Annotated in this window: 10 protein-coding genes; all 10 read right to left on the bottom strand. The window is 62.7% G+C overall.

Annotation, left to right across the window (positions count from 1 at the left end):
- Window positions 1-97: 97 nt before the first annotated feature.
- The 10 genes from ACYYG1_RS15710 to ACYYG1_RS15665 all read right to left on the bottom strand — a co-directional run bounded on the left by ACYYG1_RS15710 (window position 98) and on the right by ACYYG1_RS15665 (window position 13,071).
- Window positions 98-736 (bottom strand): hypothetical protein, encoded by a 639-nt coding sequence (locus tag ACYYG1_RS15710; protein ID WP_461211281.1) that lies wholly within the window; start codon window positions 734-736, stop codon window positions 98-100.
- A 316-nt stretch (window positions 737-1,052) separates the two neighbouring features.
- On the bottom strand, window positions 1,053-2,462 hold the full coding sequence (aspA, locus tag ACYYG1_RS15705) for an aspartate ammonia-lyase (protein WP_461211280.1): 1,410 nt from the start codon (window positions 2,460-2,462) through the stop codon (window positions 1,053-1,055).
- A gap of 66 nt (window positions 2,463-2,528) precedes the next feature.
- Window positions 2,529-3,815, bottom strand: a complete 1,287-nt coding sequence (locus ACYYG1_RS15700) for a hydantoinase/carbamoylase family amidase (RefSeq protein WP_461211279.1) — start codon at window positions 3,813-3,815, stop codon at window positions 2,529-2,531.
- A 26-nt stretch (window positions 3,816-3,841) separates the two neighbouring features.
- Window positions 3,842-5,155: an amidohydrolase gene (locus ACYYG1_RS15695; protein WP_461211278.1), complete on the bottom strand. Its 1,314-nt coding sequence runs from the start codon at window positions 5,153-5,155 to the stop codon at window positions 3,842-3,844.
- A 26-nt stretch (window positions 5,156-5,181) separates the two neighbouring features.
- Window positions 5,182-6,489: a C4-dicarboxylate transporter DcuC gene (dcuC, locus tag ACYYG1_RS15690; protein WP_461211277.1), complete on the bottom strand. Its 1,308-nt coding sequence runs from the start codon at window positions 6,487-6,489 to the stop codon at window positions 5,182-5,184.
- An 81-nt stretch (window positions 6,490-6,570) separates the two neighbouring features.
- Window positions 6,571-7,857: a TRAP transporter large permease gene (locus tag ACYYG1_RS15685; protein ID WP_461211276.1), complete on the bottom strand. Its 1,287-nt coding sequence runs from the start codon at window positions 7,855-7,857 to the stop codon at window positions 6,571-6,573.
- A 94-nt stretch (window positions 7,858-7,951) separates the two neighbouring features.
- Complete coding sequence (locus ACYYG1_RS15680; RefSeq protein ID WP_461211275.1) at window positions 7,952-8,425, bottom strand: TRAP transporter small permease subunit; 474 nt, start codon at window positions 8,423-8,425, stop codon at window positions 7,952-7,954.
- A 57-nt stretch (window positions 8,426-8,482) separates the two neighbouring features.
- Window positions 8,483-9,532 carry a TRAP transporter substrate-binding protein DctP gene (gene dctP / locus ACYYG1_RS15675; RefSeq protein ID WP_461211274.1) on the bottom strand — a complete coding sequence of 350 codons (1,050 nt, stop codon included), beginning with the start codon at window positions 9,530-9,532 and terminating at the stop codon, window positions 8,483-8,485.
- A gap of 315 nt (window positions 9,533-9,847) precedes the next feature.
- Window positions 9,848-11,287, bottom strand: coding sequence for a sigma-54-dependent transcriptional regulator (locus ACYYG1_RS15670; protein ID WP_461211273.1), 1,440 nt, complete (start codon window positions 11,285-11,287; stop codon window positions 9,848-9,850).
- Entirely contained in the window at window positions 11,287-13,071 is a 1,785-nt protein-coding gene (locus ACYYG1_RS15665) for an ATP-binding protein (protein ID WP_461211272.1), read from the bottom strand. The genes ACYYG1_RS15670 and ACYYG1_RS15665 overlap by 1 nt, the downstream gene beginning before the upstream one ends.
- Window positions 13,072-13,100 lie beyond the last annotated feature (29 nt).

Genomic DNA, 13,100 nt, shown 5'->3' with positions numbered 1-13,100 from the left:
AAGCCGGAGAAGCACAAGGAAAAGGCGGCCGAGGCGGCCGCCTAGAAATCACCCCGCCAGGGGCGGCAGTGTCAGGTAAATACTATCTCTGTACAATCTACTCCTGCGACGCTTGACCTGTCTCGGGTGCCGTTGCCCCTATCATGCGATTTTCAATTATTTCAAGTTCATTTTTTTTCTTTTCTTCCGCCTCAAGCATCCGTTTTTCACAATCTTCCGATGAATAACCAACAGAATTATTCTCTTCTTTTTCCTTGGCGCACTGTTTGTTAATTCTACTGATTATATCATTCCATTTTTTTTCTACGCTGCTTTTCCGATTATTATACCATTCATTTTTTTCGTATTGAGAAGGAAAAACTTTAGGATCTAAAATAATACTCACGCGTGATGGAAATTTTTGACCGGCGCCCCTTGCAACATCAATTACGCCACCTATGATTCCACCAAATATTATATTTCCAAATATCCACCCATCCATTTTTGTGTCAATTTCTTGCGTTGTCGTATAATATCCATCTGTTTTGCAAGCAATTATAATTGGTGCAGCTTCTGATGGTAAAGATATACTTCCTGGAGCAGTTATCTTTCGAACAAAATCTTGACCATGTAATTCACACCTGACATTTTCAGGGTCCGTTTCAATATAGGTTACAGACTTATTATCACTTACAACACTTGCACACCCACTCAAAACAACCAAGAACAACAATAAAAACACAGCCAAGTATTTCATCGCCCCCCCGGACCAACTGCCAAAAACAGATTTAAATTCAAGAATTCTCCCTCTTTTATCATCTTCGTGACTAATACCAATCGTTGCCCGTTACAATCGATAATTACGAAAAGAGCTTCCCCTGTGCCCAAGGAAGCATCCAGATTTGAGCCCTTCAACTCAAGCAACAACAAAATAACGGCACAGGACAACGGCGATGGCCACTTAAGCGCCATGGCCTCTCCCGGAAATGCCCCCATACCCCCCCCTAAAACTCACCAAAAAGGGCTTCAGCCACGGCTGAAGCCCTTAAATGTTCCTGAGTGCCCCGCAGCCCCTACCCCTGGGTCACGCAGGACCTCCGGACCATGGATTCGGGCGAAAGGATGCGTTCGAGGTCCTCCTTGCTGAGGAGGTTCTTCTGCAGCACCAGGTCGTAGATGGACGCACCGCTCTCCAGGGCCTCCTTGGCGATGGCCGAGGCCTGCTCGTAGCCCAGCACCGGGTTCAGGGCCGTGACCAGACCGATGCTCGACTCCACCTGCGCGCGGCAGACGTCGCGGTTGGCGGTGATGCCGACGATGCATTTCTCCTTCAGGGTCAGGCAGGCCCGCTTCAGCAGCCGGATGGAGTTCAGCAGGTTGTAGGCCATGATCGGCTCCATGACGTTCAGCTCGAGCTGGCCGTTCTCCGAGGCCATGGTGATGGTGAAGTCCGTGCCCGCCACTTGGTAGGCGATCTGGTTGACCACCTCGGGGATGACCGGATTGACCTTGCCCGGCATGATGGACGAGCCCGGCTGCACCTTGGGCAGGTTGATCTCGTTGATCCCGGCGCGCGGCCCGGAGGAGAGCAAACGCAGGTCGTTGCAGATCTTGGACAGCTTGAGGGCGAAGCGCTTGAGCACGCCCGAGGCCTGCACATAGGCCCCGGTGTCCCAGGTGGCCTCCACCAGGTTCGGCGAGGTGACCAGGGGAATCCCGGTCAGGTCCCTGAGGATTCCGGTCACCAGGGGGCAATACGCCTCGGGCGCGTTCAGGCCCGTGCCGATGGCCGTGGCCCCCATGTTGATCTCGTCCACCAGCTTGAAGGAATCGGCGATGCGCTCCATGTCCTCGCGGATGGTGGTGGCGTAGGCCAGGAACTCCAGGCCCAGGGTCATGGGCACCGCGTCCTGCAGCTGGGTGCGCCCCATCTTGAGCACGTCCTGGAACTCCTCGCCCTTGGCCGCCAGGCTGTCCGCCAGGACCTCCATGCAGGCCATGAGCTTCCTGAACTGCATGTCCAGGGAGATGCGGATGGCCGTGGGGTACACGTCGTTGGTGGACTGGGACTGGTTGACGTGGTTGTTGGGGTGGCAGAACCGATACTCGCCCTTGCGCCTGCCCAGCAGCTCCAGGGCCCGGTTGGCGATGACCTCGTTGGCGTTCATGTTGGACGAGGTGCCCGCGCCGCCCTGGATGACGTCGACCACGAAATGCTCATGCAGTTCGCCGCCGATGATCTCGTCGCAGGCCGTGCAGACGGCCTCGCAGATGGGGCCGGGGAGCAGGCCCAGCTCGTTGTTGGCCAGGGCCGCGGCCTTTTTCACGTAGGCCAGGGCCGCGACAAAGTCGGGGAAGGTCGAGATGGGGATTCCGGTTATCTGAAAGTTCTCCACGGCCCTCAGTGTCTGGATTCCGTAGTAGCTGTCCGCGGGTAGTTCACGTTCGCCGAGCAGGTCGTGTTCCGTACGCATCTGTTGCATGGTCATGCCTTGCCGTATGAAAGGGTTGATAGGGGGAGGGTCCTTTGGTCACAAAGGTGGGGGAAATCAGGGGAGAAACGGGTCCCGGAGGGCCTGGTACAAGAGCTCCGCGCCCGCCAGGAAGTCCTCGGTGTCCATGGCCTCGTCGGGGTTGTGCGAGCCGTTCCGGTTCCTGACGAAGATCATGGCCGAGGGGACGCCCGCGCCCGCGAAGACCGCCGCGTCGTGCCCCGCGCCGCTGGGCATGGTCTCCGGTGGCAGGCCCAGCGCCCGCGCCTTGTCCAGCAGGCGGGCGACCCACTCCTGGCTGATCGCGGCCGGGGCCGTGTACAGTCTGTCGTCGAATACGAAACGCACGCCCCGGGCCTGCTCCACGGCGTCGCATTGCTCGCGCAGTATCTCGTAAAAGGCCTCCAGGTCGGCGGTGCGCTGGCTGCGGATGTCGATGCTGAACGAGAACTCGCCGGGGATCCTGGTGAGTGCGTGCCTGTCCGCCGGGGTGCCGGCCATGCCCGAGGTGACCACGAGATCGAGGCCCTTTTCCAGACAGGCCCGCCACTGCACATCCAGGGCGCAGAGCAGTTCGGCCGCGGCGAACACGGCGTCCTTGCGCAGCTCCCGGGGCACGGCCCCGGAATGGCCCGCCTCGCCCAGGCATTGGATGCTGCGGTGGCGCAGCGCGCCCCGTATGCCCGTGACCACGGCCACGGGCCGCTCCCGCGCCACGAGCACGGGCCCCTGCTCGATGTGCAACTCCAGATAGGCCCCGATGGCCGCCGGATCGACAAGGGGCAGCCCCCGGGCGATGCGCTCCACGTCCGCCCCCGCGCGCGCCAGGGCCTCGCGCAAGGCGCCCCGGCCCGAACGATGCGCGGCCTCCAGGTCGCTTGCGGACAGCCGCCCCAGCATGGCGCTGGAACCGATGTACGGCTTGCCGAACCAGGCGCTCTCCTCGCAGCGGAAGGCGAACACGCGGATATCCTGCGCGGGCGTGAAGCCCTCGCGGCGCATCCGGGCCAGACACAGCGCCCCGGCCACCACCCCGGCCGCGCCGTCGAAATTGCCGCCCTGGGGCACGCTGTCCAGATGCGAACCGCAGGACAGGCAGGGCGCGTCCCCGTCCGCACCGGGCAGGGTCAGCACCAGGTTCGCGGCCCGGTCCACGGCCGCCTCCAGGCCGTTTTCCCGGGCATAGGCCGCGATCACGTCCAGGGCCGCCTGCTCGCCCTGCCCGTAGGCCTCGCGGGTGACGCCCACGTCCCCGGCGGAGCCCTCGGCCAGGGCCGCGAACAGCTGCTCGGCCTCGTCCCGCATCCCGGGGAACGACGGAAACACTGCGTCTGAGGCGTTCATGGGTATTGCCTTCGGATGGGGACGGGCTAGCGGCCGGAACCCAGGACGTCCAGGACCATGGCCGCGAGAAACTCCACGCCCGGCACCAGACAGGCCTCGTCAAAGTCGAAATACGAGTTGTGGTGCCCGGCGGCCAATTCCGCGCCCAGGAAGAAGTAGGAGCCCTGGCCCCCGCGCTCCTGGACCGCGCTCATCATGTGCGCGAAGTCGTCGCTGCCGCCCATGGTCACGATGTCGCTCATGCGCTCGTTGTCGAAGTACGCGATGCCTTCGGCCACGGCCCGGATGCGCCGCGCCATGGAGGGGTCGGAGGCCCCGCTCTTGGTCTTGCCCATGAGGGTGATGTCGTAGTCCACGTCGTACATGGCGGCCGCCCCGGCCACGACCTGTTGGGCGCGCTCGAACATGAAGGCGTCGATCTGTGAGGTCACGCCCCTGGTTTCGGCCTTGATCAGGCCGTTGGGCGGGATCACGTTGCGGCCCTGGCCCGCGTCGAGCCTGCCCACGGTGATGCGCGACGCGCCCTGGCTGTGGCGGGTGATGGCGTGCAGGTTCAGGGCGGCGCAGGCCGCGGCCAGCAGGGCGTTCTTGCCCTCCTCGGGCGCGCCGCCCGCGTGGGCCGAGACGCCCGTGAAACGCGCGTCGAACTTGGTGGTGGCCAGGAATTTCTCGGCCCCGCAGATGAACTGCCCGGTCTCCTTGGCCAGAAAGCCGATGTGCCCGCCCAGGATGACGTCCACGTCGTCGAGGATGCCCGCGTCGGTCATGGGCCCGGCCCCGCGCACGCCCTCCTCGGCTGGCTGGAAGATAAGCCGCACCGTGCCCTTGAACTCGTTCTTCAGCCCGACGAGGAGTTCGGCCAGGCCCAGGCCCAGGGCGGCGTGCCCGTCGTGGCCGCAGGCGTGCATCACGTTCGGATGCCTGGAGGCGAAGCCCTCCTTGCAGGGGCGGTGGCCCTGGTCCTCGGCCTCGCCCACGTCGTTGGCGTCGATGTCGAAGCGCAGGGCCAGCACCGGCCCCTCGCCGCAGGCGAGGTCCGCGCAGACCCCGGTCAGGCCGCCCGCCATTCGAGCCACCAGGTCCGCATCGGCCCCTTCGGCCACGGCCCGCTCCATGTGCGCCGCGAGCTCGCTGGCGCACGGGACGCCCATCATGCTGTCCTTGTTGATGATGTCAGCGCCAAGACGAATCCGGTAGCCAAGCTCCCCGAGCTTCTTGGCGATGAGCGCCGAGGTGCGGAATTCCGTCCAGCCGGATTCGGGGTAGGCATGAAAATCGCGCCTGTATTCAATGAGCTTCGGTCCAAGCGCCGCGGCGAGTTCGTGTATGTCGAATCCCATGGATGACTCCGGTTGCAAGCAAACGTTCAAATGGCGAAAAAGGCCGTGGCCAGGGCCGCGGCCATACCCAGGGCGTTTCTCTTGGCCAACTCCAGCGGATTGACCTTGGCGATGGCCGAGCAGACGATGACCACCGCGGAAAACGGGGACATGGTCCTGCCCAGCGCCCCGGCCACGGCCGCCATGCTGCCCATGTCGATGGTCTCCATGCCGTAGAGATGGGCGTGCGGAGCCACGGCCTCGCAGAACACGAAGGCCGCGGAATCGCCCGACCCGACCATCACGCCCATGACGAACGGCCCGAGCAGCCCGGCGATCTGGGCGATCTTGGGCGTTGCGGCCGACCAGGTGATGAAGAAGGTGACCAGGCCGATGGATTTCATGCCCTGCACGAACACGGCCACGGAGATGATCAGCCCCATGGCGTGCCCGTAGGCCGCGCCCAGGCCGTCGAAGAAGCGCTGCACGATCCTGGCCGGGGACGTGCCCGTGACCACAATGGCCAAGAGCGTGCCCACGAGCATGGACTGGGCGACGCCCAGCTGCAGGGAGGGCACCAGGTCGCCGGCCCCGAGCACGAGCATGACCATGGGCACGAAGGGAATCAGGGCGAACACCGGGTTGGCCCTCTTCAGCGGCGGGACCGCGGCGGGGGCGACGTCCGTTGCGCCAGCGGCAGCGGCGGCAGCGGCGTCAGCAGGATCAGCGGAGACGTCGGGGGCGTAGTCCCTGTACTCCTTGCTGCGCCAGGCGAGGACGCTCAGGCACAGCGCCGCCACCGCTATGGACAGCAGAACGGCCAGGGCCTGGGTCTGGACCACGACCTGGGGCGTCACCCCCGCGATCTTGGCCACAAAGGAGTTGTTGTGCAGCCCGGGGTTGAGCAGGCTGCCGAAGGTGCCCGCGGCCAGGGCCGCAGCCGCGAGGGCGGGATGGACCCCGGCCCCCACGAGCAGCGGAATGACCACGATGCCCACGGCCGCGGCCGTGTTCGCAGCGCTGAGCAGAACCGAGTTGAAGGCGAACGAGGCCACGGTCACGGCCGGGATGACGGCCAGGCCGAGGCTTTTCAGCCTGCGGCAGGCGAAGGCCTCCAGATGCCGCATGCACCCGGTCTCCTGGATCACGAACCCAAAGCCGACGGCCGAACAGACAGCCTGCACCAGGCTGTCCGTGGCCATCTTGTTGGCGAATTCGTCCAGTGTCGTCAGCGGATCGAGGGCTATGCCCGCCATGAGCATTCCCGAGGCGAGCAGGACCATCTTCATGTCGTACTGTCGCCACAGGAAATAGCAGGTCACACCGACGATCACGACACCGATGACGATATTCATTTACCCGAGGTCCTTGCTAAGGTTCCCATCCCTCTTCGAACGGGGGTCTACCCCGCTTCAGCTTGCGTCCGCAACCTGCTTTTAGAACATGTTGTTGGGCAAGAACAAGGCGATCTGAGGCCAAAGGAACAGAATCACTATCACGATGACGTCGCAGATGATGAACGGAATCACCCCGCTGAAGACCTGTTCCACCCGGCTGTCCGTGACTCCGGCCAGGGCGAAGGCGTTGATGCCCACGGGCGGCGTGATCCCCGCGATCTCGTTCAGCTTCATGGCGATGACGCAAATCCAGATGGGATCGTAGCCCAGGCTGACCAGCACCGGGAAAATGATGGGCAGGGTCAGGGCGAACACCGCAGCCTGGTAGACCACCATGCCCAGGAGGAACCAGACCACCAGCACGCAGGCCAGCACGACGTGCCGGTGCACGTCCCAGGAGGCCAGGAAGTTGGCTAGGTCCGTGGGAATGCGCGTCATGGTCAGGAAGCGGCTGAAATACATGGCGGCGATGATGATGAAGAACAGCATGGCCGTGGTGCGCGCGGTCTCGCGCAGGGAGCTGCGGATGGGCTCCACCTTGCGCAGCTTGCCGTAGATCAGGCCGAAGATCAGCGCGCCCAGGGCGCCCACCGCGCCTGCCTCGTTGGCAGTGAAGATGCCCGTGTAGATGCCGCCGATGACCAGGGACGCGAGCAGGAAGATGGGCCAGAGCATGACGAAGGCCTTGGCCCTGTCCCTGGGCTTGACCTTCAACTCGTCGGGGTGGATGGGCGCGAGATGGGGGAACATCTTGGCCCGCAAATACATGCACGCCGCGTAGACGAAAGCGGTGAGGATGCCCGGGAAGATGCCCGCCAGGAACAGCTTGCCCACGGACTGCTCGGTGAAGATGGCGAAGAGGATGAACATGCCGCTGGGCGGGATCATGCAGGCGAAGCTGCCGGAACAGGCGATGGCGCCCAGGGAATAGCTCGTGTCGTACTTGTAGCGCTTCATCTCCGGGTAGGCCAGGCGGCCGAAGATCGTGGCCGTGGCGATGGTCGAGCCGCAGATGGAGGCGAACACGGCGCAGCCGAAGGACGTGGCGATGGCCAGGGCCCCGGGAATGCGCGCACAAATCTTGTGCACGTTGGAATACGCCAGCTCCGCGAACCCGCCCCGGGAGGCGAAAGCGCCCATCAGGATGAACAGCGGCAGCACGCAAAACGTCGGCGAGGCGATGGCGTTGTACAGGGTCTCCCCGAGCAGGGACATGGCCGCGTTGAAGTTGATGAGCACGGTCAGACCGATGAGACCCACCAGAATGAAGTCCACGCCCATGTGCAAACCGCAGAAGAGCAGCAAGAGGAGGGCGGCGATCCCCATGGCTCCTATCAATGTGAAGTCCATTAAAACTCTCTCTCCAGTCTAAAATATGTCTGCAGCGGATGCGAACAGGGGCCGCAAGACCACAAGCCCGCTACACGGGCTTCTTGATCTCTTCGTACAGGTTGGCGACCAGTTGCAGGGTGTAGACGATCATCCCGATGGCCATGACGAACTTCACCGGATACAGGACGTAGGCAACGGCCCCGGCGATGCTCTCGTCGTCCACGAACGAGGCCCAGGCGTTGTCGCACATGGCGTAGGTGGCGATACCGATGGTGGCGATGGCCACGAGATAGGTGGCGATCATGGCCAGTTTCTGTCCCTTGGGGGGCAGCTTTTCCACCAGGGATTCCACGCGCACGTGGTTGCGAAGCATCTCGCAGTTCCCCAGGCCCGCGTAGACCGTGCCGATCATGACGAACATCGCCAGCTCCGCGACGCCTATGACCGGCGTGCTGTAGGTGCGGCAGACCACGTCCACGATGAGCAGGATCATGACCACGCTGAGCATCCAGCCGCAGATTTCCGCGCAAATTTTGTTGATGAACCGTAGCGTCCGAATCAAAGCCGTTTCTCCTTCAAAGAGCGGCGGCGCCCGGCGGGCGCCGCCGCGAATCGTTTTCTAGCGCTCTTTGGCCAGGTATCCGTCGTTGATCTTGAAAACGGCTTCCAGAATCTTCCGGGGATTCTCGGCGCCCTTCTCCTCGACCTCCTTGAGCCAGGTGGCCTGGTTCTCCTTGTTGGTCGGCAGGGCGTTCCACTTGGCCATGTCGGCCTTGGAGGCGAAGGTGAACTTCGCGCCCTTGGCGCTCATCTTGTCGATCTCTTCCTGCAGGGTCTGCGGGTAGTACTCGGTGAAGCGCTTGACCGCGTTCTCGTTGGCCTGGGCGAAGACGGCCTTCAGGTCGTCGGGCAGGGCCTGGAACTTCTTCTCGTTCATGGTGATCATGAACGGCAGGGCCAGCCACATCTCCTTGACGATCATGATGTTGGGGGCGACCTCGTACAGATTGGCGCGGCTCTGGGCGTCCACGTTGGTCAGCACGGTGTCGATGGTGCCGGTCTGCAGGGCCATGTAGCACTCGCTGAAGGCCACGGAGGTGGGCACGGCGCCGATGGCGCCCAGGTCGGTGAGCTTCCAGCGGCTGGAGCAGCGGGCCTTGAGGCCCTTCAGGCCGTCAAAGCTGGTCAGGGGCTCCTTGGTGCAGAAGGAGAAGGGCAGCGCGCTGTAGATGTACACGGGGCGCTGGTTGTACTTCTGGAACTCGGCGGTCAGCTCGGGGATATTCTTGTAGATGTCCCGGTACACGCCGATCATGTTCTCGTACTTGGTGGGGCCCTCTTCCAACAGGCCGGTGGCGCCGTTCAAGAGCAGGCGCTTGGGGTAATAGTTGATGTTGATGAACCCGAGATCCACGACGCCGTCCTGGACGCTCTTGAGGATCTCCTTGCCCTTGACCAGGGACTGGGCCCAATAGGACATGATCTTGATGCGACCGTTGCTGAGCTTCTCCACCTCGTCGAGGAACTGCTTCTCGGCCACGCCGCGCATGGTCTTCTCGGGGCAGTTGGTCGCGAAAGTGAAGGAATAGGTCTTTGCGCAGGCGAAGTTCGCCATCAGGGCGACCAACGCGACAGCAGCCAGGCAGCTTGCCAGGATACGACGACTCATCTTTCTTCTCCTATTGTAAGTCTAGCGTGTTCTGCAGGCGTCGCGGCGGTCCAACGCTCTCGTTGCCAAAACACGCCGCGCAACGCCTTGCCTCCATTCCGATGCTCCTCGAACCAAATGCTTAGGCAAGAGCCGTGCCGCGACGAAGCGGCATACTCAACTAATTGAAATAGCTAGTAAATAATACAGAAAAACCGCTTTGGAAACCCGCAAAGAGGTATAACCTCCGGGCGCGGCAAAGGGAGAATTAATGTGAAACTGCTATTATTCCAGGATATTATCCATATCCTGAAAAGGTTATAGCCGCCCTAAAAGTTATAGGAGATCGGCGTCGTCCGGTGAGGACTGCAACCTGCTCTTTTTCAGCCGCTTGTTGAGGGCCGGCTGGGAGATTCCGAGCAGGCGCGCGGCCAGGGATTGATTGCCCTGGCTGCGGCTCATGGCCTCCTTGACCAGCAGGTCGGCCACGCCCTTGAGCAACGGCAGCGGCTGGTCCGGGTCGAAGACGCTGCCCGGGGCCTCGGGCTGCGCATCGCGGAACAGGGGCAGGTTGTCGATGGTCCGCTTGAAGGCGTCCATGGAGAGCATCCTGGACTTGTGCATGCTCATGGCGTCGTACACCATGCCCTTGAGCTCGCGCACGTTGCCGGGGAAATGGTAGTTCATGAGCAGCACCAGGAGCTCCTTGGGATAGGTCGGAGTCTTTTTCCCGAACTCCTGGGCCGCCTGCTCCAGGAAATGATTCAGCAGGGGCTCGATGTCGTCCTTGCGCTCCCGAAGCGGCGGCAGATGCACGTGGTGGCCGCAAAGCCGGTAGTAAAGATCCTTGCGCAGCTTGCCCGCGGCCTGGCCCGCGGCGAGGTCCTGGTGGGTGGCCACGACGACCCGCGCGTTGAGCCGCTTGCTGACGTCGCTGCCCAGGGGGAAGTACTCGCCCTCCTGCAACAGCCGCAGGAGCTTGACCTGGGAGGCGATGTTCAGGTCGCCGATCTCGTCCAGAAAGAGCGTTCCGCACCCGGCCTGCTCGATCATGCCGCTGCGGTTGTTCTCGGCGCCGGTGTAGGCCCCTTTCTTGTGCCCGAACAGGGCGCTGGAAAACAGCGTGTCGTCCAACCCTGCCACGTTCACGGGCAGGAACGGGCCGCTGCGCGCGCTCAGGGTGTGTATGGCCCGCGCCGCCAGCTCCTTGCCCACCCCGCTCTCGCCCGTGATCAACACGGGGTGCGCGCTGGTGGCGATGGCCTCCATGTACTGGAAGATGGAGGCCATCGCCCGGTTGCGGGTGATGATGTGCTCGAAACATTCCGGATGCACGACCACGCCGCCGAAAAAGGTGCTGCGCATCTTCTTGTTTTCGCGCTCCAGCTCAATGGACCGCAGCGCCCGCTGCACGCCCTTGATCAGGCGGTCGACCTCCACGGTCTTGACGTAGAAATCCAGGGCCCCCTTTTTCATGCAGTTCACGGCGAGATCGATCTGGTTGAGCCCGCTGATGACGATGACGCTCACATCGGGGTGCTCCTCGATGATCCGGGGCAGGAGGTCCGCGCCGGAGATGCCCGGCATGTTGATGTCCAGCAGGATGAGCCCGATATCGTTCCGCCCGAGGATGTCCAGGACGTCGCGGCTGTCCAGGCACTTGTGGACGTTGTTGATGCCCGCCTCCAGGGCCAGGGTCGTGGACATGGTCCGCAGCCAACTGCTCTCGTCGTCCACGAGCAGCACGCCGAAGGACGGATACAGGGGCTCATGCATTATGCTCTCTCCTTTTGCGGAATGACCGGCAGGTACAGGGACACGCACGTGCCCGCCCCGGGCCGGGACGCGAAGTGCAGACGCCCGTCGTGCTCCTTGACTATGCGCTCGGAAATGGACAGGCCGAGGCCCGTGCCCCCCTGCTCGCGCCTGGTCGTGTAAAAGGGATCGCAGAGAAAAGGAATCTGCCCGGGCTCGATGCCGACCCCCTGGTCCCTGACCTGCAGCACGACCTCCCGCGCCTTGTCGTCGAAGAACGTGCGCACGCCCACCGGCCGGTCATCCCCGGCATTGGCCTGGGCGGCGTTGAGCACCAGGTTGATGACCACCTGCTGCAGGTGCGAGCCATTGCCCCGCAGGACCGGCAGGGATTCGGCCAGCTCCAGGTCCACGCCGGAGACCCGCTTCTTCAGGGAGCTGTCCAAAAGGCGCAGGGATGTCAGGACCACGGCATTGAGGTCCACGGACTCGTCCAGGGCCGTGGAATGCTGCCTGGTGAAATCCTTGAGGTCCTCCACGATCTGGGCGATGTGCTTGGCACCGTCGTTCATTTCCGTGAAGATTTGCGGAGTCTCCTCCCGCAGGGAGGAATAGGGCAACCCGCCGATGAAGAAATCCCCCTCCTTCTCGTAGCGCTCCTCCAGGATGGCCTCGGTCGTTTCGTGGACCCGCTTCAGGGTCGCCAGATTGTAGAGGATCAGCCCGATGGGGTTGTTGATCTCGTGGGCCACGCCCGCCACGAGAATGCCCAGGGAGGTCATCTTGTCCGCCTGGATGAGCTGCATCTGCTGGATGGCCAGCTTCCTGCTCCTGCGCTCCATCTCCTTTTGCAGGGAGTGGTTCCAGAAAATCACGGAGCAGATGATGAGCATCAGCGGACTGAAGATCATGCCGCCCAGCTTGGCGCTCTTTTCCCGCTTGCTGACCTGCACGGGGTCCGGCCTGCCGAGCCACTGCTCGCGAATCTCCCGCAGGCGGCCGCTGGACCGCAGGTTGTTCAGGCTCTCGTTGATATGGGTCTCCAGAACCTGATTGCCCTTGCCCGCGACGTACCCGTACCCCAGGGGCGGGCTCAGCTCCCCGATCTGCAGGATCTTCGGCTGGTCGGTCCCCTGCTCGATAAAGGCCAGCTCATGGTTCAGGTAGATGCTCGGCAGGTTCACGATGAGCGCGTAATCCGCGATCCTGTCCGCCAGCATCCTCAAGGCCTCGGTATGCGACCCCACGGGGTGGAACGTGATCCTGGGGTAGGCCTGGACGAGCTTTTCCAGCAGGGGGGCATCCTTGCTGATGTAGAGCTCCCCTCCGGGGATCTGCGCCAGGGACGTGATCCGCTTGGGATAATCGGCCACGGAGAACAATTTCTGGTTGTATGTGGTATAACTGCAAAAAATATTCTTTTCCGCCAGCTCGTCGGACTGCGGCACGCCCTGCAGGAGATTGATCTCGCCCTTGTTGAAGCTGTCCTGTATCTCCCGCTTGCCGCCCAGGCGGATTTCCACCTCGCTCTTCATCTCGGCGGCCAGGGCCCGCGTCAAATCGACGTTGAACCCCGCGGGCTCATTGTTCTCGTCCAGGTATTCGTAGGGCGGATTGTCGGACCGCCCGCCGACCACGATCTTCTTGAACGGCACGTAGAGCTGCCCCCCGCGCCTGACCAGCGAGGGCATGAAAAAGAGCTGAAAAACCAGCAACAACAGGAAGAACGCCGGGATGGACATGCCCACCGTGAGGAAGTTCTGCTTGCTCTGCTGGCGCTCCAGGTCGAGGCGTGGGCCGTTCATAAACGTCTCTGCGTATCCTTGCGGGGGCT

The organism is Desulfocurvus sp. DL1XJH-121 (assembly GCF_054819825.1).
Note: the sequence above shows the minus strand (reverse complement) of the source record. Positions and strands in the feature narration are given on the sequence as shown.

Coding starts and splice junctions, on each gene's coding strand:
- dcuC (WP_461211277.1), bottom strand. CDS start 6,489: ATGAATATCGTCATCGGTGTCGTGATCGTCGGTGTGACCTGCTATTTC.
- ACYYG1_RS15670 (WP_461211273.1), bottom strand. CDS start 11,287: ATGCATGAGCCCCTGTATCCGTCCTTCGGCGTGCTGCTCGTGGACGAC.
- dctP (WP_461211274.1), bottom strand. CDS start 9,532: ATGAGTCGTCGTATCCTGGCAAGCTGCCTGGCTGCTGTCGCGTTGGTC.
- aspA (WP_461211280.1), bottom strand. CDS start 2,462: ATGCAACAGATGCGTACGGAACACGACCTGCTCGGCGAACGTGAACTA.
- ACYYG1_RS15665 (WP_461211272.1), bottom strand. CDS start 13,071: ATGAACGGCCCACGCCTCGACCTGGAGCGCCAGCAGAGCAAGCAGAAC.
- ACYYG1_RS15695 (WP_461211278.1), bottom strand. CDS start 5,155: ATGGGATTCGACATACACGAACTCGCCGCGGCGCTTGGACCGAAGCTC.
- ACYYG1_RS15685 (WP_461211276.1), bottom strand. CDS start 7,857: ATGGGGATCGCCGCCCTCCTCTTGCTGCTCTTCTGCGGTTTGCACATG.
- ACYYG1_RS15710 (WP_461211281.1), bottom strand. CDS start 736: ATGAAATACTTGGCTGTGTTTTTATTGTTGTTCTTGGTTGTTTTGAGT.
- ACYYG1_RS15700 (WP_461211279.1), bottom strand. CDS start 3,815: ATGAACGCCTCAGACGCAGTGTTTCCGTCGTTCCCCGGGATGCGGGAC.